Source organism: Massilia antarctica, assembly GCF_015689335.1.
GTDB classification, from domain to species: Bacteria; Pseudomonadota; Gammaproteobacteria; order Burkholderiales; family Burkholderiaceae_D; genus Telluria_A; species Telluria_A antarctica.
Map to the genome: position 1 here is coordinate 5,146,058 of NZ_CP065053.1, position 21,245 is coordinate 5,167,302.

Genomic DNA, 21,245 nt, shown 5'->3' on the forward strand with positions numbered 1-21,245 from the left:
GGGATAATACGGCTACAAGCCACAACAACGATAACTGAATCGAACCCCATGAAACAAGATCCGCGCTTTCCCAACCTGTTCATCCTCAACCACCCGCTGATCCAGCACAAGCTTAGTCACATGCGCGAACGCGACACGTCCACGCGCACGTTCCGCGAGCTGCTCAAGGAAATCACGCTGTTGATGGGTTACGAAATCACGCGCGACCTGCCGCTCACCACGCGCCAGATCGAAACCCCGCTGGTGACCATCGATGCTCCCGTCATCGCCGGTAAAAAACTGGCGATCGTGCCGATCCTGCGCGCCGGTATCGGCATGAGCGATGGCTTGCTGGAACTGGTGCCGTCGGCGCGCGTGGGCCATGTGGGCGTGTTCCGCGATCCGGAGACCCACAAGCCGGTCGAGTACCTGGTGCGCCTGCCCGACACTACCGACCGCATCTTCATCCTGTGCGACCCGATGGTCGCCACCGGCAATTCGGCGGTGCATGCGATCGACGTGCTGAAAAAGCGCGGCGTGACCGATGAACAGATCATCTTCCTGGCCCTGGTGGCGGCGCCCGAAGGCGTGCAGGTGGTGCAGGACACGCATCCGAACGTGAAGCTGTACGTGGCCTCGCTCGATTCGCACCTGAACGAACACGCCTATATCGTGCCGGGCCTGGGCGACGCGGGCGACCGCATCTTCGGCACCAAGTAAGCCGCGCGCGATGGCCACGCTGATCGACCAGGAGTTTTTCGCGCGCCTGCACGCGCTCAACGAGAAGTTCGCGGCCAGCGTGCCGGCCACCCTGACGCGCCTGGAGGAGCTGCGCGCCAGCTTCGATCCGGGCGCCGCCGATGCGGTCCTGGTCAAGGAGCTGCATCAGAACCTGCATACCATCGCCGGCTCGGCGGCGACGTTCGGCTTTCGCGTGTTCGGCGCCCAGGCGCGCCAGCTGGAGCAGCGCCTGCGCGTGCTGATGGCCTTCGAATTGATCGCGCCCAAGGACTGGAACGATTGGCTGCACGCGCTCGACGACTACATCGCCTGGGCGCGCGTGGACCCCAAGGCGGCTGCCTATCCGGGCCAGCCGGAGTAGCGCCGACGCGCTGGAAACGGGGCGCGGCGCGCGAGGGCGCCCTGTGCTGCCCCGCCCCAGCGGCAGAGGGCCGCGTTGCGCGCTCATACTTGACCGGATAGCTACCAAGTGTCGACATCTCCCTGAAAGCGCAAGAAAACGACAGCGCACGTATTTTTTTGCCAATTGTGCGCGCATGCAAGGGCAAGTGCGCGTATCGTTTGATTTAGCGCAAACTTCCGCAGTGTCGATGCCCCTATATTTATCGAACTGCCGCTGCAAACCCGGTGCTGCAAAAGTTGATGTTCTGAATTTTTACAGCTTCCGGAAGTTTATTTTGCAGAGAACGTGTTTTTTGTGTTTTATTCGGTATAATGCGGGATCGTTGTGATTCGAGGTAGTTGTGCAGTCTGTCTGTCATTTCTTTCTTGCTTCGTCAAACGATCTAAAACGGGCGTAAGCCCAACTTAACTGAAATAGGAAATTGTAATGGCAACTGGCATCGTAAAATGGTTCAATGATTCGAAGGGTTTTGGCTTTATCACTCCTGATGAAGGCGGCGAAGATCTGTTCGCTCACTTCTCGGCGATTCAGTCGAACGGCTTCAAATCTTTGCAAGAGAACCAACGCGTCTCTTTCGAAGTAACCGCTGGCCCTAAAGGCAAGCAAGCTTCGAACATTCAGCCTATCTAATCGCTGAATCAACGACAAAAAATCCTCGGTTTCCGGGGATTTTTTTTGTCCGTCTTTTCGTCGGCCCGCCTCGTGCGGGCCGATGTTGTTTTCAGGCGCGCCAGTAGTCTGGCTGCGCGTAGGTGCGGCGCAGGAAGTCGACAAAGGCGCGGATGCGCAAGGGCAGGTGGCGGCGCTGCGCGAACACTGCGTGGATATCGTTACCGGGCGCCGCGAAGCGGTCCAGCACCGTGCACAGGGTGCCCGCTTCGATTTCCGTTCCCACTTCCCACATCGAGCGCCACGCCAGGCCTTTGCCGGCCAGCGCCCAGTCGTGCAGCACTTCGCCATCGTTGCAGACCATGTTCCCCGCCACTTTCAGGGTGACCAGCTTGCCGTTGTCGCGGAAGGTCCAGCCACGCTGGCTGCCCTCGCTGCTGATCGCCAGGCAGTTGTGGCGCGCCAGGTCGGCCAGGGTCTCGGGGACCCCATGCCGTTTCAGGTAGGCGGGCGAGGCGACCAGCACGCGCTGGTTGTCGGCCAGCTTGACCCCGATCAGGCTCGAATCGGACAGGCTGGCGATGCGGATCGCCACGTCCACCCCTTCGCCGACGACGTCGACCACGCGGTCGTTCAGGTTCAGGTTGACCGTCACGTCGCGGTGCTCGGCCAGGAATGACGGCAGCAGGGGCGCCACGTGCTGGCGTCCGAAGCCGGCCGGCGCCGACACCAGAAGGTGGCCGCTGGCGCGCGCGCTGCGTTCGGCCACGGCCGATTCGGCTTCTTCAAGTTCACCCAGGATGCGCTGGCAGTCTTCCAAAAAGGCTGCGCCTTCGTCGGTGAGCGCCAGCTTGCGCGTGGTGCGCTGCAAGAGCTTGACACCAAGGCGCGCTTCGAGCGCATCGAGGCGGCGCCCGATCATGGCTGGCGCGATGCCCTCGGCGCGCGCCGCCGCCGACAGGCTGCCGCGCGCGACTACTTCGACGAAGGTGGAAATCTGACGGAACTGCCCCACGTGCCACTCCCTTTTATCTGTGACAAAAACACACAGATGAATGTATTTTTTGTCTCGTTTAGCTACCAGTTAGTGAATATACTAGATGGCAGATGAAACGCCAATTTCGCATTTACCTTCGACTGGAGCACGCATGACTATCAATATCCCCGCCGGCATGGAAATCACCGCCGAGATCAAGCCTGGCTACGAGCAGATTCTCACTTCCGAGGCGCTGGCCCTGGTGGCGCGCCTGACGCGCGCGTTCGAGCCGCGCCGCCAGGAGCTGCTGGCCGCGCGCGTGGCGCGTGCCAAGCGGCTCGACGCCGGCGAGCGTCCCGACTTCCTGCCTGAAACCGCGCAGATTCGCGCCGGCGACTGGAAAATCGCCCCGATTCCGCCGGCACTCGAATGCCGCCGCGTCGAAATCACCGGCCCGGTCGAGCGCAAGATGGTCATCAACGCCTTCAACTCGGGCGCCGACAGCTACATGACCGACTTCGAAGACTCGAACACGCCGAACTGGGACAACCAGATCACCGGCCAGATCAACATGCGCGACGCCGTGCGCCGCACCATCTCGCTCGAACAGAACGGCAAGGTGTACAAGCTCAATGACAAGATCGCGACCCTGGTCGTGCGTCCGCGCGGCTGGCACCTCGACGAAAAGCACGTGCTGGTCGACGGCAAGCGCGTCTCCGGCGGCATTTTCGACTTCGCGCTGTTCATGGTCCACAACGCCAAGGAGCAGCTGGCGCGCGGCGCCGGTCCGTATTTCTACCTGCCGAAGATGGAATCGCACCTCGAAGCGCGCCTGTGGAACGATATTTTCGTGATGACGCAGCAGGAACTGGGCCTGCCGCAGGGGACCATCAAGGCGACCGTGCTGATCGAAACGGTCCTGGCCGCGTTCGAGATGGATGAAATCCTGTACGAGTTGCGCGAACACAGCGCCGGCCTGAATGCGGGCCGCTGGGATTACATCTTCTCGTGCATCAAGAAATTCAAGCTCGATAAGGACTTCTGCCTGGCCGACCGCCCGAAAGTGACGATGACGTCGCCGTTCATGCGCGCGTATGCCTTGCTGTTGCTCAAGACCTGCCACAAGCGCGGCGCACCGGCGATCGGCGGCATGGCGGCGCTGATCCCGATCAAGAACGATCCGGAGAAAAACGAGATCGCCATGGGCGGCGTGCGCAACGACAAGGCGCGCGATGCGACCGACGGCTACGACGGCGGCTGGGTTGCGCATCCGGGCCTGGTGGAACTGGCGATGGGCGAATTCAAGAAGGTCCTGGGCGACAAACCGAACCAGATCGACAAGCAGCGTCCCGATATCGAGGTGACGGCCGCCGAACTGCTGGACTTCAAGCCGGAAGCGCCGATCACGGAAGCGGGCCTGCGCTATAACATCAACGTCGGTATCCATTACCTGGGCAGCTGGCTGGCTGGCAATGGCTGCGTGCCGATTCATAACCTGATGGAAGACGCGGCAACGGCGGAGATCAGCCGTTCGCAGGTGTGGCAGTGGATCCGTTCGACCAAGGGCGTGCTCGACGACGGCCGCAAGGTCACCGCCGACATGGTGCGCGCGATGATTCCGCAGGAACTGGCCAAGGTCAAGGAAGTCGCGCCGAATGGCGACAACCCGACCTATGTGCGCGCGGCGGTGATTTTTGAAGAGATGTCGACCTCGGAATCGTTCGCGGAGTTCTTGACGTTGCCGCTGTACGAAGAGATCTGATCCATTAGTTAGTACCCTCAGCCCCGTATCCGTCGTTCTCGCGCAGCGCCCAGTTTCAAGGAAACTCCTCAAATCTCTTGGAACTGTGCAAAGTCAGAGGCCGGTTCCAAATGGCGCTAACTTAAGTTCCGTCTTTCCCGCGTAGGCGCACTGCTGTCCGGAATAAAGTGGGTTGACAACGTTAAAAGGGTTGCAGGTATTGGTTTACGAGGGTTAACCTCTGTTTGCCAACTTAAAAACCAAACCTGCAACATGTTCAGCATAACTACTTTTCAGCGTTTAATGAAGGGGCTCCCGCGAGGAACCTTCGCTCAACTAGTCGAACGGCACAATGCCGACAAATATTGCAAGAAGTTCGGGCATTGGGATCATCTCATTGCCATGCTCTACGCGCAGATCAGTGAGGCGAAGGGGTTGCGACCACTGGAGACTGGCTTCAACAGTCATGTCGCGCATCACTACCATCTTGGTACGTCAGCGATCAAGCGCTCCACCTTGGCTGACGCCAATGAGAATCGATCTGACACGGTGTTTAGTGATACCGCTGCCTGGTTGATGGGGAAGGTGTCGCGTAAGCTGCGCCAGCAAAGCAATGATCTGATGTATTTGCTTGACTCCACCTCGTTGACGTTGAAGGGACGGGAGTTTGAGAGGTGGACGCCCGAGAATAGCACTCGCAATACGCAAGGCTTGAAGCTGCACGTTTTGTATGATGCCCATGATGCAATCCCTGTCTGGCACGACATTAGCCACCCCAACGTCAATGACGTTGAACGGGCAGTTGACGTACCGCTCGAAGCGAACGCGCTCTATGTATTTGACAAGGGCTATTGCGATTTCAATTGGTGGAAATCCATTGACGAGGCCAACGCGCGCTTTGTTACTCGTTTCAAGAACAACGCCGCTGTCAACGTCCTGCAGAAATCGGACATCCCTGCTGATGATGCGCACATCGTGCTCAGCGACGAAATCGTTACTTTCAAGCACAAACGGCTCGGCGGAAAACGGATCAATCTCTACTTTGGGAAGCCTTTGCGCCGTGTCATCGTGGCGCGGCCGAACAAAGATACGCCCATCGTTCTGGCTACTAACGACTTCGACAGTAGTGCCATGGAAATTGCCCAGCACTACAAAAAGCGCTGGGCAATCGAGCTGTTCTTCAAATGGATCAAGCAGCACCTCAAGATCAAGCAGTTCCTCGGACGATCTGAAAACGCGGTCCGGATTCAGATACTTACCGCTCTCATCAGTTATTTGTTGGTTGCACTGTTCAACGAGTCCAACCGTGTGAAACGGACCCTGTGGGATTGCCTTTGCTTCGTCCGCGCAACCCTATTTCAACGTACGGACACCGAAGATTTACATGATCGCCGACGACGACAAGCGGCGCACGAATTCGCAGAAATTCAAGGATGCCTCTTCTCGTGAGCGCGTCAAGAAAATTATTCCGGACGACAGTGCGCGTAGGCGGGAATCCATAGCACCTTCGCTCAGTTGAGGTGCTATGGGTTCCCGCCTACGCGGGAACGACGGTTTTGAAGTTTGTGGTCAGAAAAACGCTGAACCTGAAGCCATCGAGTCCCTAGGCCAGTTCCTGGAGAGGCGGGAACCCAAGTTTGATGTTATGCCTGTGGCGCCCGCACGAACTTGGGTTGCCGTGGGGGCGCCTAGCCCTGCGCGGGAACGACGGTCTGTGGCGGCAGGGGCCACCGTGGCGTGGGTCAAGCGCGCAGCGCCATCGCTTCGCGCTTGATGATCAGTTCCGCAAACTGCTCCGCCGGCATCGCCGGCGCCAGGTACCATCCTTGCAGCAGATCGCAACGCTGCGCGCGCAGGTAGTCGAGCTGCGCTTCCGTCTCCACCCCTTCCGCCACCACTTCCAGCCGCAGGCTATGCGCCAGCGCGATGATGCCAGCGACGATGGCCGCGTCGTCCGCGTCGTGCGGCACGTCGGCCACGAACGAACGGTCGATCTTGATGATGTCGACAGGGAAGCGCTTCAGGTACGACAGCGATGAATATCCCGTGCCGAAATCGTCGATCGACAGGCGCACGCCCAGCGCGCGCAGGCGGTGCAGGGCCTTGAGCGTATCCTGCGCGTGTTCCATCAGGGTGCTCTCGGTGATCTCCAGCTCCAGCAGGTCGGGCGGCAGGCCAGACGCCAGCAGCACCGCTTCCACCGTATCGGCAAAATTCTTTTGCAGCAGCTGGCGCACCGACAGGTTGACCGCCACCCGCATCGGCGGCAAGCCCTGGTCGATCCAGGCCTTGAGCTGGGCGCACGCGGTGCGCAGCACGAATTCGCCGAGCGGATTGATCAACCCCGTTTCTTCCGCCAGCGGGATGAATTCGACCGGCGGCACCATGCCGCGGGTCGGGTGCTTCCAGCGCACCAGCGCTTCCATGCCGACGATGCGCTGGTTGTCGAAGCGGGCCTGTGGCTGATAAAACACTTCAAGCTCGTTGCGCTCCAGCGCGCGCCGCAAGTCGCTTTCCAGGCGCACGTGTTCCGAAATGGCCTGTTCCATCGACGCTTCGTAGAACTGGAAGCCGGTATTGGTCTTCTTGGCGCGGTACATGGCGCTGTCGGCGCGCTTGACCAACGTCGGGACATCGAGCCCGTCGAACGGATACATGGCGATGCCGACGCTGCTGGTGACGAAAATATCGTGGCCGTCGATCTGGAACGGCGCGGCCAGCACGCGGCAGATGGTCTGCGCCGCGGCGGCCGCCGGCGCCGGTCCGTCGACGTCGCCCAGGACGATGGTGAATTCGTCGCCGCCCAGGCGCGCCACCATGTCGATGCTGCGCACCGCGCGCCGCACGCGCTGCGCCACCGCCACCAGCAGGCGGTCGCCGATGTCGTGCCCCAGATTGTCGTTGACGTACTTGAAGCGGTCGAGGTCGAGGAACAGCACCGCCAGCGAAGTCTTGTTCACGCGCGCCTGGTCGACCGCCTGGCCGAGCAGGTCGAAGAACAGGGTGCGGTTCGGCAGTCCGGTCAGCAGGTCGTTGAAAGCCAGGTGGCGGATACGCTTTTCGGCGCGGTTTGCCTCGATAATGCGGCGCACGCGCTGCGACAGCACCGCGTAGTGAATCGGCTTGGGGATGTAGTCGCTGGCGCCGGCCGCGAAGGCCCGCTCGACCGAGGAATTGTCTTCCAGCGCGGTGATCATCAGCACCGGAATGCCGCTGCCGCCGGGTAGTTCCTGCATGCGCGCGCAGGCGGTGAAGCCGTCCATCACGGGCATGACCGCGTCCATCAGCACCACGTCGGGCTGGAAGCGCTTGAGCATCGTCAGGGCCTGGGCGCCGTCGGCCGCTTCCTCGACCTTGAAACCGTCGCGCTGCAAGGTGTAGCGCAAGGTGCTGCGGGTGCTGCGGTCGTCGTCGACGATGAGCACTTGCGGCACGTCGTCGCCGCCGCCCTGGCCGGCGCTGTCGTTGCCGGTCACTTCCAGCGCCAGTGCGCCGGCCACCGCGTTGTAGGCCACGCGCAGGCGCGGCAGCAGCGGCACGATCAGTTCGGGGCGGCCGGCGATGCCGTGCTCTTCGGCTTCCTTGGCCAATTGCGCCAGGTGGGTGGCGCCCAGATTGCCGGAGGAACCCTTGAGCGCATGTGCCTTGGCGCGCGCGGTGTCGGAGTCGCCGCCGTGGGCCGCCGCTTCCAGGTCGAGCAGGTATTGCGGCGTGTCTTCGAGGAAGGGGCTGATGGCCTGGGCCAGCGAGGCGCCCATGATCTCGCGCAGCTTGACGAACATGGCCTGGTCGATCGGACTGCCGGCGTGCTCGCCGGTGTGCTCGCCGGATTCTCCTGCGAGCGGCGCTTCGCCGGGCAATGCGTCGCCGCGCGGCAGCCAGCGATCGAGCTTCTGGCGCAGCTCGAACAGGGTGATCGGCTTGGCGAGATAGTCGTCCATGCCGGCCGCCAGGCATTTTTCAGCGTCGCCACGCTGGGTGTTGGCGGTCATGGCGACCAGCGGCGTGCGCCGTCCGCTGCCTTGTTCGAAGGCGCGGATATGCGCGGTCGCTTCGTAGCCATCCATCTCCGGCATGCTGCAATCCATCAGGATCAGGTCGAAGCTGCCATGGCGGACCGCTTCCAGCGCTTCGCGTCCGTTGGCGGCAAATTCGCAGGCGCAGCCGTTCATCGCCAGCATGCCGGCGGCGACCATCTGGTTGGTGCGGTTGTCTTCGGCCACCAGGATGCGGAACGAGGTGCGCGGCGGCGCGGCCAGCTGGCTGGCCATGGCCAGCGCGGGCGCCCGGGCGCCGGCCAGCAAGTCCTTGAGGGCTTGCAGCAGGCGGTCTTCGCGCAATGGTTTACCGAGCGAGGGATGGCCGTCGACCAGGGTGCCGCCCGAGGGCGTGCCGAAGCGGTCGAGGATCAGCACCAGGGTGCCGGGCGACTCGATGGCGATTTTTCCCGCCAGGTCGTTGCCGTCGTCGTCGAGGGCGCCGATGTCCATCATGACGATGGCGTACGGGCGCGCCTCGCTGGCGCCGACTTTCAGCTGCAGCAGCGCTTCGCCGCCCCAGCGCGTGACGTGGCAGTCAATGCCGTGGCGCTGCATGGTCTGGGCCACGAAAGCGCGCACGATCTGGCTGTCGTCGACCACGATCGTGCGCAGGCCGGCCAGTTCGGTGTGGGCCGGCTCGGGCAGTTCCTGCAGCGCGGCCTTGCAGACGATGTTGAAGGTGAAGGCGGTACCCTCGCCGAGCGCGCTGTCGACCGTGATGGCGCCTCCCATCAGTTCGACCAGCTGCTTGCAGATGGCCAGGCCAAGGCCGGTGCCGCCGTATTTGCGGGTGGTCGAGGGATCGGCCTGGGCGAAGGACTGGAACAGGTGCTGCTGCTGGTCGGCGCTCATGCCGATACCGCTGTCGCGCACTTCGAAGCGCAGTCCGAATTGCGGACCGTCGGCCAGCGCGATGGCAACTGCCACTTCGCCATGCTCGGTGAACTTGACGGCGTTGCCGAGCAGGTTGATGAGCACCTGGCGCAGGCGCAGCGAGTCGCCGTTGACGCATTGCGGCACACTCGCGCCGAGCAGGTAGCCCAGTTCGACGTCGCGCACCTGCGCCTGTTTGGCCACCAGTTCGATCACTTCTTCGAGTAGCTTGCGCAGGTCGAAATCGACTTCTTCGAGCGAGAGCTTGCCCGCTTCCATCTTGGAGAAGTCGAGGATATTGTTAATCAGTTCGATCAGGGTGCGCGAGGAATTCCAGGCCACGTCCACGCACTCGGCCTGGCGCTTGTTCAGGCTCATTTCCTTGAGCATGTCGAGCATGCCGACCACGCCGTTGAGCGGGGTGCGCACTTCGTGGCTGACGGTGGCGGCAAACTGCGCCTTCACCAGCGCCATGCTGACGGCGGCATCGCGCGAGTCCTTCAGTTCGGCTTCGCGCTGTTCGAGCACGTTCATCATCTTGTTGAAGGCGAGCGCCATGTCGATCAGGTCGCGCGGGCCGGCCGGGGCGGCGCGCATGCCCGATTCGCCCGCTTCGGCGCGCTGCATCAGGCGCGACAGCGCATGGAGCGGGTTGATCATGTGGCGCGTGAGCAGGCGCACGATGGCCAGCAGGATGCCTGCGAACGAGAGCGTGACGACCAGGTTACCCAGCAACAGCGACAGTGTGAGGCGGTTCAGGGTCACTTTGGAGATGGTCACGTGGACGTGGCCGAGCAACTGCTTGGGCGGCTCCTGCAGGTCGAACGGCGAGGCCAGGCCCTGGCCGCCGAATACCGGTGCGGTGAAGCGCCAGGCTTGCGCGGTTTCGCCGGCCAGCCGGGCCAGAGGGATGGGCGAGACGGGCAGGAGCGGTCCGGCCGGCGCGGCGCCAGGCTGGCTTTTCGAGAGCAAAACCTGGGACCGCGTGTCGCTGATCTGCACGCTGAGCACATCGGGGAAGGTGAGGGTGGTGGCGACGACGTCGTGGGCGTTTTCGGGCGAGTGATACAGCAGCGCCAGGGTGCTCTGGCGCGCCAGGTTGTCGGCGATGCGCTCGCCCTGCTCGAGGAAGTAGTCGCGCATGCGGGTGCGCGCTTCCCAGGAATTCATCAGCGAGGAAAACAGCGCCAGGCCAAGAATGGCGGCGGAAACGATGACTGTCAGTTGGCGGCGAAACCCCGTGCGGCGAAGAAAGTCATGGAACATCTACTCAGGGCTCCGGATAAATAAGGTCGAAGGTAGGCTGCCGCCGCCGGCCGCTGGGCAGGCCCCTGCCGGAGGCGGCTTGCAGGCCGGCGCGGCGCGGCGGGTCTTCGCGCCGGGAGGCGCCGGTCGGCACCATGGCGGCGTGGCTGCCGCTGTCGCAGCGCTCGGGCAGGCTGGCCGACCTCGGCGGATCTGGCGCGCGTTCGCCGGCGCCGATGGGGCCAGCAGCGGCGACAGCAGCGCGGACGCGCCACGTGGCATCCGCGGCCGTGGTCGGGTATGGAAAAAAAGTGTCGTCATTGCGTACAGCGGGGACGCGTGGTCCGGTTAATTTGTAAGCAGCCACGCATGTGGGCACACACCAGGCCGCAGTATACGTCACCGAAGTAGCCCGAAAGTAATAATTTTGAAAATCTAACAAAAAATCACGGTCAGGGTTCCGGATACAGGAATTGAAAGCCGCGCTGGAGCGCCGGGCCGGCCGCGATGCCCAGGTGGCTGGCGGTGCGCAGGTTCAGGCCGGCACAGACGTCGCGCAGGGGCAGCAGGCCGCGCTGGGGCGGCTCGTCCGTCATCAGGGCCATGGCAAGATTGCCGAGACTGCGTCCGAGTTCCGTGTTGTTGGGGTAGAGCGCGAACAGGGCGCCTTTCCTGACGTGCAGGAAGCTGCTGGAAAAGACCGGCACGGCGCGGTCCCACGCTTCGCGCAGCACCAGCGGCAGGATGGTGGTTTCGTCGACGGTAGTGGCATCGGTGGGCAGCCAGAGCGCATCGCGCCGGTTGTCGGCGGCGGCGAAGGCGCTCTGGTAGAGGCGCGCGGCGGCGGCCAGGTCGAGCGCTTCGAGCGGCGCCAGTTCGATGCCGTGCAGGCGGGCCGCCTCGCGCGCCAGCCGCAGCAGCCAGTCGTTTTGCTGCGGGTTGTAGACCACGATGACGCGGCGCACGCTTGGCGCGAGGCTGCGCAGGCGGGCAAACAGCAGGGCCGGGTCGGGACTGAGGCAGATGCCGGTATGGCGGTCGCCGTCGGGCAGCGAGGAAATGCCGCTGACCACCAGGCCGAGCGCGGGGTCGAGGGTTTCGGCGACCTTCAGGCCTTGGCGGCCGAGGGCGATGACCACGCGCACGCCCTGGCGCCGCAGTGCCGCGCCCAGTTCGGCCGTGTCGGGCGCGGGAGCGAGCGGCCAGGCTTGCACGCGCTGGCGCAACTGTTCTTCGATGCCGCCGATGATGTCGGTGAAGACTTTGCGTACGGGGTCGGCAAGGTCGGGAAACAATATGGCGACCGGGCGCGGCGCGCCAGGCTCGCTCGTCAACAGTGTTTGCGCGCGCAGCGGCCCATGCGGCGCAAGCGTCGCGGAGAGCGCGGCGCACAGGCGCAGCAGCAGTGCGCGCCGCTCGGGCGCGGTCGGCGCAAGCTTATCGATGGCGCGCCGTCCGGCCATGGCTGCGGCGGCGCGCTGGCGCCATTGCTGGATCGGACGGATGGGCCGCGCTGGAGTGTTGTCTCTTCATGTGATTATTCACACTGTTTCTTTGTGGAATATCTTAGCCGAGTTACGGCACCTTGGGTGTGCTGTCTTTACATCAACTGTGCTGGCGTGGCATTTAACAGACGTTTGATGCACATCAGAACGTGTTTTTCCAGGTGCGCAGGGCGGCGAAGGCGGCTTGCGGGGGCGCTCGCGGGTCGAGTTTGCCCAAGGCCACCAGATTGGCGACGATATCGGGATGGCGGTCGCGCAGGAAGGGGTTGGTGGCTTTTTCCAGGCCGATGGTCGAAGGCAGGGTCGGGATGCCGCGCTCGCGTTTGGCGCTTTCCAGCACGATGCGCTGCGCGATCAGCGGATTGGCCGGTTCGGCCGCGGCGGCGAAGCGCAGGTTGGACTGGGTGTATTCATGCGCGCAATAGACGGCGGTGTCGTCCGGCAGCGTGAGGTAGCGCGACAGGGAGACGCGCATCTGCTCTGGTGTGCCTTCGAACAGGCGCCCGCAGCCGCCGGCGAACAGGGTGTCGCCGCAGAACAGCCAGTGTTCGTCGGCGCGCTCGCGCAGGTAGGCGATGTGGCCGAGGGTGTGTCCCGGCACTTCCAGCACGCGCAGGGCCAGCGCCAGGCCGGGCACCTCGACCAGGTCGCCCTCGCCGAGCGGCACCTTGACCGTGGCGATGGCTTCGGCGCGCGGGCCGTACACTGGCACCGGAGCCTGCGCGAGCAGTCCCGGTACGCCACCAATGTGGTCAGCATGATGATGGGTGAGTAAAATGGCGGTGAGCGTGAGATGATGCGCGGCCAGGGCCGCGATGACGGGCGCGGCGTCGCCGGGGTCGACCACGGCGGCGTGCACGCCATCGTGGATCAGCCACAGGTAATTGTCCTTGAACGCGGGGACGGCGAGCACCCTCAAGGGGCGGTGCGTCGGATACGTCATAGTGAAGGTGTCGGCAAAGGGGTAGGCATGGATAGCGCGGCATCCGAAAAGTCCATTATAGCGCTCGATGACTGGCTGCAGACGCCGGCAGGCGCTTACGTGCGCGCGTGGGAACAGGCTTGTCTCGACGAGCTGACGGCCGATATCTTCGGCTACAACGCCGTGCAGATCGGCTTGCCGCAGATCGATGCGCTGGCCGCCAGCCGCATGCCCAACAAGTGGCAGGCGGCCACGCGCACGTCTTCGCGCGAGCAGGTGGCGCTGGGGGCGGGCAAGCGCCAGATCGCGGTGGCCCTCGATTTCGCCGAGCTGCCGTTCGCCTCGCAAAGCCTGGACCTGGTGGTCATGCCGCATGTGCTCGAATTCGCGGCCGAGCCGCACCAAGTGCTGCGCGAGGTCGAGCGGGTGCTCATTGCCGAGGGCCAGTTGATCATCTGCGGCTTCAATCCGGCCAGTTTGTGGGGCTTGCGTCAGGGGCTGACGCGGGCGAGGCGCTCGCCCTACCTGCCGGTGGCGGGGGAATTCATCTCTATGCCGCGTATGAAAGACTGGTTAAAATTGCTGAATCTGGGTGTGAGCCGCAGCCATTTCGGCTGCTACGCGCCGCCTTGCCGCACGGCGCAGTGGATCGAGCGCTATGCCTTCATGGAGCCGGCCGGGCGGCGCTGGTGGCCGTATCTGGGCGCGGTGTACATGGTGCATGCGATCAAGCGGGTCAAGGGCATGACCATGATCGGTCCTGCCTGGAACAGGAAATCGGCGACGGCGCCGCAGGCGGTGCCGGCCACTAACCGGAAGTAAAGACAGAGAAAGTCAGGATGAGCAAAGTAGAAATTTTTACCGACGGTGCGTGCAAGGGCAATCCGGGCACCGGCGGCTGGGGTGCCTTGCTGGTGGCCGACGGTCACGAGAAGGAAATCTGTGGCGGCGAACTGAACACCACCAACAACCGCATGGAGCTGCGCGCCGTGATCGAGGCGCTGAGCATTCTCACGCGTCCGTGCGAAGTGGTGCTGCACACCGACAGCCAGTATGTACAGAAGGGGATTTCAGAATGGATCCACGGCTGGAAGGCGCGCGGCTGGAAAACCGCGGCCAGGGAGCCGGTCAAGAACGAAGACTTGTGGAAGGCGCTCGATCTGGCGCAGGCGCAGCACGCGGTGGAGTGGAAATGGGTGCGCGGACACAATGGCCACCCGGGCAACGAACGGGCCGACGTGCTGGCCAACCGGGGGGTGGAGACGGTCCGCCGCTGAGCGGGCCTGCACTTTGTTATACTGCGCGCCTTGTTTCACTCTTCACTCAGACTGCCATGCGCCAAATTGTCCTCGATACCGAAACCACCGGCCTGAACCCGCGCACGGGCGACAGGGTCATCGAGGTCGGCTGCGTCGAATTGGTCAACCGTATGCTGACGGGGAATAATTTCCACCGTTACATCAATCCTGACCGCGATTCGGAAGAGGGCGCGCTGGCGGTGCACGGCCTGACCACGGAATTCTTGCGCGACAAACCGAGGTTTGCCGAGATCGCCCAGGAGTTGCGCGAGTACATACAGGGCGCCGAGGTCATTATCCACAATGCGCCCTTCGATCTGGGCTTCCTGAACAATGAATTCAAGCTGCTCGGGCTGCCTACGTTCACCGAGCATTGCAGCGGGGTGATCGATACCCTGGTCAATGCCAAGGAAATGCATCCGGGCAAACGCAACTCCCTCGATGCGCTGTGCGACCGCTATGGCGTGTCGAACGCCCACCGCAAGCTGCACGGCGCGCTGCTCGATGCCGAGTTGCTGGCCGATGTGTACCTGTCGATGACGCGCGGGCAGAACAGCCTGTCGATGGATGTGGAGGACGAGTCGGCCGGCGGCGGCGGCATGCTGGAAGCGGTGGCGCTGGCCGAAGTGATCGTGCTGGCCGCCAGCGCGGACGAGCTGGCCGAGCATGACAGCGTGCTGGGCGGCCTGGACAAGGCGGTCAAAGGAAACTGTATTTGGAGAAATTACGCAGAAGCGTGACGTTTTGCGAAACGTATGTCATAATACGCCCCGCTTCGGGAGGTTAGCTCAGGGGTAGAGCACTGCATTCACACTGCAGGGGTCGCAAGTTCGAAACTTGCACTTCCCACCAAGAATATTAATCAAATCAAGGGCTTACAATCACCGGTTGTAGGCCCTTTTTGTTTGGTATGAAAAAAATATGAAAAATGATTCTGGACGATATCGGACGAGCCTGGATGTTGGGTGCATGTGCCGCTGTCATCCTGACTGTATTGAGCGCGATGGCCAATTCATAAGTTCGCTACTCCATCGGTCATCGACGGTGTCCGCGTTGGCGGTTTTTCCTCGTTGTCACAAGACTTAGGAGTCTGCGCGGCAGAACAGATGCGATCCAAATGGTGACGAGGTAAACTAGTCAAATGACGACGAGCTACCTTCCGTACGATCAGCATCAGCAGATGCTGCTTCCCCATGCTTTGCAAGACTGGCTCCTCGAGGGCCACCTTGCCTACTTCATCAGCGACACGGTCGACTCGCTTGATCTGTCGGCCTTTCACGCGCGATATGCAGGCGGCGGCCCGCGCAATCAGCCATTTAATCCGGCGATGATGGTCAAGGTACTTGTCTACGGTTATGCAACCAGTGTGTTCTCATTATAGTGGATCCACATTTTGAGACAGTGGCCACGGGGTAGTTTAAGCTATCGTCCTTGAAAGGATGACAGCAAATGGGTGAAGCAAAAAAGCGCAAGGTACACACGGCCGAGTTTAAGGCGAAGGTCGGCCTGGAGGCGGTTCGCGGGGTCAAGACAATCAGCGAGATCGCGCAGTCATACGCCGTGCATCCGCAACTGGTCGGGCAGTGGAAGAAGGAAATTCTTGAGTCCGCAGGGGCGCTGTTCGAGGGTAAGCGCGGGCCCAAGCCGGCCGAGGACAAGGGCGACGAAGAGCGGCTGTATGGCGAGATCGGGCGGCTGAAGATGGAAGTCGATTGGCTCAAAAAAAAGTTGGGGGTGTGAGCCAGGAAGCCAGGATGAACTGGATCGACGGCGCCGAGGAACTGCCTCTGAGCCGACAGTGCGAGCTGGCCGAAGTGCCGCGCGCGACGGTGTACCGGCGACTGACTGCCAAGGTGCCGGAAGATGCTGGTGCCGAGGACTTGCTGTTGTGCCGGCTGATCGACGAGCAATACACGAACCGGCCGTTCTACGGCAGCCGGCGCATGGTGGTGTTCCTGCGCGCGGCGGGCCACGTCGTCAACCGCAAGCGCGTGCAGCGACTGATGCGCCGCATGGGGCTGGCCGGGATGGCGCCGGGGCCGAACACGAGCAAGGCTCATCCAGAGCACAAGGTGTATCCGTATCTGTTGCGGGGCGTGCCGGTGACGCGGCCCAACCACGTGTGGTCGACAGATATCACCTACATCCGGTTGGCGCGGGGATTCGCCTACCTGGTGACGGTAATCGATTGGTACAGCCGCAAGGTCCTGTCCTGGCGGCTCAGCAACAGCATGGATGCGTCGTTCTGTGTGGACTGCCTGGAGGACGCCCTACGCGAGCATGGCAAGCCCGAGGTGTTCAACAGCGATCAGGGTTCGCAGTTCACGAGCAAGGCGTTCACGGACGTGCTCAAGCGCGAACGGGTGGACATCAGCATGGACGGGAGAGGGCGGGCCCTGGACAACATCTTCGTCGAGCGCCTGTGGCGCAACGTGAAGTACGAGGACGTGTACCTGAAGGGCTACGCCAACATGGCCGAGCTGATGGTGGGATTGGCCCAGTACTTCGCGTTCTACAACGCGGAGCGTCCTCACCAGTCCCTTGGCTACGAGACGCCCGCCAGCGTCTATCGCAGCGGGACCGGCGGCGGAGCGCTGATCGTCGACAAGTATGGCGACGCCGAGGCGGTCGTTGAGGGAACGGTGTGCGGGTAGAAAGCCCTGCCGGGGGCGGCCACTGGAGGATGATGCCCTCCAGCGGCATGATTAGAGAATCACGGGGCAGCGCCGACCAGCTGCAGCGGTGGAAACGGACACAGCTTAAACTTGCTGAATAATTGTCTTGACCGATGGGTCCACTTTACATCACGCAAGTTGGCCAGAAAGCTGCATGAGGACGTGGCCTTGCGCATGCTCGCTGCTGACAATTACCCGGCGCATCGAACGATTTGCGATTTCCGCGCGTTCCACTTGAAGGAACTGTCGAACCTGTTCGTCCAGGTAGTGAAGATAGACGCGCCTCGCATGCTCGGCGCAAACCTGTCTGCCGCGCAGACTCCTAGCACTCATGTAACATCATCCACCTCGTCGCCATTCGTCGCTGCTCCATCCATGAATCGAGGACGACAGCATACGCTATTGCCGCGCCAAGCTCTACGTGAACTCAGGCAAAGCGACGATCGATCACGCGCTTGAGCTTTCCCGAGCGGGGATTGATTTCCAGCGCCGTCGCATCCACCCATTCTATGTCGATGGGCAGGATCTTGCCTTGCGCCAGCAATTGACCATACATGGGGCGATGCTCGTAGATCGCAGCGATGATCTGCGCGCTGAGCGCCGGATCGGCATTGCGATTGCCGATCCGCAGTATCAACCCATCCTTTCCGTCACGATGGATGGTCAGCAATTGAAAATCGCAGGCGCCCTGGCAAGCCGGAAACGACGCCAGTACCGACCTTACATCTTCCGGATACAGCGTGACCGGGCCGACCCTGGCCGATTCATCGGAACGTCCCCGTAACAGAAACTTGCGATGCGCCGTACCGTGGGCATCGACCCACCTGGCCCTGTCACCGACCGGATAGCGCAGGATCGGCATCAAATGGCGCCGCAGGGCCGTGACCACGGCCAGCCCTTCGATGCCCGGCGCGACGATGGGCGAGCCCGTTTCTTCATCGATAATTTCGAACAGCGCATCATCATCGTAGCAGCGAAATTCATTGGGGCCGCATGAAAGATCGGCGAATCCCAGCAATCCGGCATCGGTGCTCGCATAACCGATGGAGCGGATCTCGACGCCTGGAAAGCATGCTTCCAACCTGGCGCGCTGATCGGGATACATGGCTTCGCCGGCAAACAGGATCAATCTGACCGTCGACGCGGCTGGATCGCCCCCCACCTTGTCAATGTAATCTACCAGACTCATCATTGTGGTCGGCACGCCGGCCAAGACCGTGGCCTTCAATTCCGTGATAATGCGATAGACATCGTCGGGTGTCGTGGCGCCCGCAATCGGGAGTTGCATGACCCGCTTGGGGCACTCTTCGAGCGCCTTGTGGGTAAACAAGAACGATCCATACAATTCGCCGACATAAAACAGATTGGCGACCCGGTCGCCATCCTGCAGACCTCCCAGCGCCAGTCCGCGGGAAAAGGCTGTGACAAACACATTCCAGTCAGTCCGGCTGAACACCGAGAACTTGGGGTTGCCGGTGGTTCCGCCACTCTTCAAGACGATGCCATCGTGCATCGGCCCCGTCAGCAATTGCCCACCCTCCAGACGGTTGGCTTCCCAAAACGCTTGCTGGCTCAACACGGGCAACTGTTCGATCGCGTGTATCGTTTCCGGCAATGCGCGGTAAAGATCGCCATAAAATGGCGAATTTTTCCGGGCAAACGCGATCAGTGAGGGAAGTATTTCCCGGCTAATTTCCATGCTCATCAACGCGCTCTCCGGTCCAGCACACGAATCAATTTTCCGCTTCCCGCAGTCCTGTGGAATTCATCGATTCCCACCGCTTGCACTTCAAACAGCAGCGTTTCATCGGTCAGCACGGCTTCCTGCAAATCCATGTAGTTTTCCAGGAAAATCTCTCGGCAACGCAGCGCTGGCAAGCGCTCCGAATCGGAAATCACCAAGATGACCTTTTCCTTGATCTCGGCTTGCGCCAGGATCAGCTGCGCTTCGCCCGCATAGGCGAAGTGCGTCGCCAGGATACGGATGAATTCCTGATAATTGAGGAAAGTGGAACCGATCCGACAAATATCCCCCGTCCGTCCCAGCAGTCGAAAGCGCGGCGCGGCCCTGCCGCAGGCGCAAATGCCATCCGGATCGGCGATCCAGTGGCCGACATCGCCGATTTCGTAGCGCAATGGCTTATTGACCGACAACATGCGCGGCGTGAAAACCAATCGGCCGACTTCCTCGCCTTGCACCGCTCGATCTTCATCCATTTTCAATATTTCGAGGTATTGAAGCTGTTGCTGAAGATGGTGGACGCCGCCATCGCTATGTTCGCACTGGAAGCCGATCGGACCGATATCGACGCTGCCATAGGCGGCCGAGCGTATCACATCGACCTGGAAGGACTGGTGCAGATAATGTCGCTGGGCGGGACTGAAATGTTCTCCGCCATAATAGATCTTCTTGACTCCCCGATAGGCGGAGAGAATGTCAGCTTCCTTTTCAAACAGTTGCAGAATATACGATGGCATGCCGAGCAAGACATTCACCTTGTTCTTGACGATTTCCTGGGCGACCATGCGGGTATCGCCATGGGCCGCCATGGGGAACTGGATGGCGCCCAACTGTTCGAGTGCCGAAAAAAAGCTGATGAAGCCACCGTAGAGCCCCCCGCCAAAGAACAGATTCATCGCCCGGTCGCCGAGCGGATCAAAGCCCGCCGCGTACAAACCCTCGGCACCGAGCCGGATATGCTCATGGTATTGCTGGTAGCTGAACGTCGACAGTTTTGGTTCGCCCGTGCTACCGCCCGACTTGAAGAAAAGATGGGCTTGGGCAGGATCGGCCGGCACCGACTGGAACTGCTCCTTGGCGGTCATGGCCGGAACCGGGTCCCACTGCAGCGGAGGGAATTTTCTCAACTCATCGAAATTGGAAATCCCCTGCGCTTCATGGGGCAACTGCAAGCTCACTCTGCGGCAATAGCGTTGCAACGCATAGACACCGTCATGCGGCTCGCCGGGGTATCCTCCCGTCATTTCGCCAATACGCCGGATACGGATCGCCCCCGCACGCAAGAAAGAGCGCGACAGCGGATGCATTTCCGAGAGTTTGCAACAGATCGCCACTGTTTGCAGATAGTTGCGCATGGGCCGCAAGACCCGGATGATGTCGGTGCGCGGCAAGGGCTTGACCCAGATGCTGCGGTACAGCGGCGATGCCGCCAGCGCCGCATGGTCGTCGATGTAAATGCGCCACCCGCCATCTGGTGCTTCGATGAGGCGAGCATTGCCGAGGCACGCTTCGAGCCTGTGACACTCGCTGACCAAAGCAATTTCGCCGGCACTGGCGGTATCGGGCAACTGGCGTGGCAGTTCGTGCGCCACCAAGGTCAAGGCATCGGCAAGCCGCTCGCCAAAGCGCTGCAATTCATTCCAGTCCGACGTGTCGAGATAGACGCATTGCGGACTGGAACAGGCTTGCTGTTCCATCAGGCAGCATTCCATGGCGAGTTGTTTCAGGGTATGGGGATCCTGGGCAGCTTCCATGGAAAGAAATGCCAACGATATCTTGTGTCCCCACTCGACGATGCGCACGCTGGCAGGGGCCATGGCGCGTATCGATTGAATCGACTCCTCACCGCCCCAGGCGGCAATGCCATCGGCCCCGGCAAATACCGGCTCCAACAGATCTTTTCGCTTCGACGACATTGTCGCCACGATGATGAATTTCTCAAGCTGGGCGCTCGGATCGCACTTGCCCAAGGCATGTAACAAGATCTGGGGGAAGGAACTCTCTTGCGGACTCGTCTTGAGAAAGTTAAGATTTCCAGAAAGCAATCCTTCGAGCACGCTCATCGGCCCGACCGTGAAGGCATTTTGCGGTGAGATGTGGACCAGGAAACCCAACGGCGCCCACGCTTCGAAGATCGCATCGTCGAATTGGGTGCGGCAAGCGAGCAAGGGATTGCTGGAACCGAGTTCACGGATCAGCTTCTTTTCCAGATTCTCACGGCGCAAGACATCGGCTATTTCAAGCAAGGCCAGACCGATTTCGTCCGACGTCAATTGACCGGTGCCAGACAAGCAGTTCTTCAATTCGGTAAAAATAGCCGATTTTTCCCTGATATTTTTCCCGAGTAAATCCCCGGCTGCCAGCACCGTCTCGATATCGAGTTCGCACGCCATTTGCCGGGCCACCAACGATTGTATATCGCCGATCCTGCTGGCCAGTTCTTGATCGCCGATCCACTCGCCTTGCCAGAGGTGTTGCTTGTTCATATTTTCCATGA

General features: G+C 61.6%; 15 protein-coding genes, 1 tRNA gene and 2 pseudogenes. 12 read left to right on the plus strand and 6 right to left on the minus strand.

The window, feature by feature from the left end:
• The first annotated feature begins 48 nt into the window (after positions 1-48).
• The 3 genes from upp (at position 49) to IV454_RS22860 (ending at position 1,753) form a co-directional block, all read left to right on the plus strand.
• Positions 49-699 (plus strand): uracil phosphoribosyltransferase, encoded by a 651-nt coding sequence (upp, locus tag IV454_RS22850; protein ID WP_206087983.1) that lies wholly within the window; start codon positions 49-51, stop codon positions 697-699.
• 10 nt (positions 700-709) lie between these two features.
• Positions 710-1,081, plus strand: coding sequence for an Hpt domain-containing protein (locus IV454_RS22855; protein WP_206087984.1), 372 nt, complete (start codon positions 710-712; stop codon positions 1,079-1,081).
• A gap of 468 nt (positions 1,082-1,549) precedes the next feature.
• On the plus strand, positions 1,550-1,753 hold the full coding sequence (locus tag IV454_RS22860; RefSeq protein ID WP_010398811.1) for a cold-shock protein: 204 nt from the start codon (positions 1,550-1,552) through the stop codon (positions 1,751-1,753).
• A 91-nt stretch (positions 1,754-1,844) separates the two neighbouring features.
• Here the strand turns inward: IV454_RS22860 and IV454_RS22865 are convergent, their stop codons facing one another.
• Positions 1,845-2,747: a LysR family transcriptional regulator gene (locus IV454_RS22865; protein WP_054267941.1), complete on the minus strand. Its 903-nt coding sequence runs from the start codon at positions 2,745-2,747 to the stop codon at positions 1,845-1,847.
• Between the two features lie 133 nt (positions 2,748-2,880).
• On the opposite strand from IV454_RS22865, the gene aceB reads away from it, so the two are divergent.
• The gene (gene aceB / locus IV454_RS22870) at positions 2,881-4,470 is read left to right on the plus strand and encodes a malate synthase A (protein WP_206087985.1); all 1,590 of its coding nucleotides are present in this window, start codon (positions 2,881-2,883) and stop codon (positions 4,468-4,470) included.
• A 252-nt stretch (positions 4,471-4,722) separates the two neighbouring features.
• Positions 4,723-5,898: an IS4 family transposase gene (locus tag IV454_RS22875; RefSeq protein ID WP_206087730.1), complete on the plus strand. Its 1,176-nt coding sequence runs from the start codon at positions 4,723-4,725 to the stop codon at positions 5,896-5,898.
• 293 nt (positions 5,899-6,191) lie between these two features.
• Here IV454_RS22875 and IV454_RS22880 read toward each other — a convergent pair whose 3' ends face one another.
• From IV454_RS22880 to gloB, 3 genes are all read right to left on the minus strand, one after another.
• A complete protein-coding gene (locus tag IV454_RS22880; protein ID WP_206087986.1) occupies positions 6,192-10,628 on the minus strand; it encodes an EAL domain-containing protein in 4,437 nt (1,478 codons plus the stop codon).
• Between the two features lie 431 nt (positions 10,629-11,059).
• On the minus strand, positions 11,060-12,070 hold the full coding sequence (locus tag IV454_RS22885) for an ABC transporter substrate binding protein (protein WP_206087987.1): 1,011 nt from the start codon (positions 12,068-12,070) through the stop codon (positions 11,060-11,062).
• 184 nt (positions 12,071-12,254) lie between these two features.
• Positions 12,255-13,055, minus strand: a complete 801-nt coding sequence (gloB, locus tag IV454_RS22890; RefSeq protein ID WP_206087988.1) for a hydroxyacylglutathione hydrolase — start codon at positions 13,053-13,055, stop codon at positions 12,255-12,257.
• A 27-nt stretch (positions 13,056-13,082) separates the two neighbouring features.
• Here gloB and IV454_RS22895 point away from each other — a divergent pair, with 27 nt between their 5' ends.
• The 7 genes and pseudogenes from IV454_RS22895 to IV454_RS22925 form a co-directional block, all read left to right on the plus strand.
• A complete protein-coding gene (locus tag IV454_RS22895) occupies positions 13,083-13,856 on the plus strand; it encodes a class I SAM-dependent methyltransferase (RefSeq protein WP_206087989.1) in 774 nt (257 codons plus the stop codon).
• Positions 13,857-13,873: 17 nt separating this feature from the next.
• Entirely contained in the window at positions 13,874-14,311 is a 438-nt protein-coding gene (gene rnhA, locus IV454_RS22900; protein WP_054267947.1) for a ribonuclease HI, read from the plus strand.
• A gap of 56 nt (positions 14,312-14,367) precedes the next feature.
• Positions 14,368-15,072, plus strand: a complete 705-nt coding sequence (dnaQ, locus tag IV454_RS22905; RefSeq protein ID WP_206087990.1) for a DNA polymerase III subunit epsilon — start codon at positions 14,368-14,370, stop codon at positions 15,070-15,072.
• A 37-nt stretch (positions 15,073-15,109) separates the two neighbouring features.
• Positions 15,110-15,184 (plus strand) — tRNA-Val (locus tag IV454_RS22910).
• A gap of 289 nt (positions 15,185-15,473) precedes the next feature.
• A pseudogene (locus tag IV454_RS22915) lies at positions 15,474-15,707 on the plus strand (transposase); the annotation flags it as partial.
• 74 nt (positions 15,708-15,781) lie between these two features.
• Positions 15,782-16,986, plus strand: a protein-coding gene (locus tag IV454_RS22920; protein ID WP_206087991.1) for an IS3 family transposase whose coding sequence is annotated in 2 segments (ribosomal slippage) — positions 15,782-16,067 and positions 16,067-16,986 — 1,206 coding nt in all. Because the reading frame shifts where the segments join, the coding sequence is not laid out codon by codon here.
• Positions 16,987-17,130: 144 nt separating this feature from the next.
• Positions 17,131-17,283, plus strand: a pseudogene (locus IV454_RS22925) (IS5/IS1182 family transposase); the annotation flags it as partial.
• A gap of 151 nt (positions 17,284-17,434) precedes the next feature.
• Here the strand turns inward: IV454_RS22925 and IV454_RS22930 are convergent.
• Complete coding sequence (locus IV454_RS22930; RefSeq protein WP_206087992.1) at positions 17,435-18,712, minus strand: phenylacetate--CoA ligase family protein; 1,278 nt, start codon at positions 18,710-18,712, stop codon at positions 17,435-17,437.
• Positions 18,712-21,243: an acyl-CoA reductase gene (locus IV454_RS22935; RefSeq protein WP_206087993.1), complete on the minus strand. Its 2,532-nt coding sequence runs from the start codon at positions 21,241-21,243 to the stop codon at positions 18,712-18,714. Before IV454_RS22935 ends, IV454_RS22930 begins: the two co-directional genes overlap by 1 nt.
• Positions 21,244-21,245 lie beyond the last annotated feature (2 nt).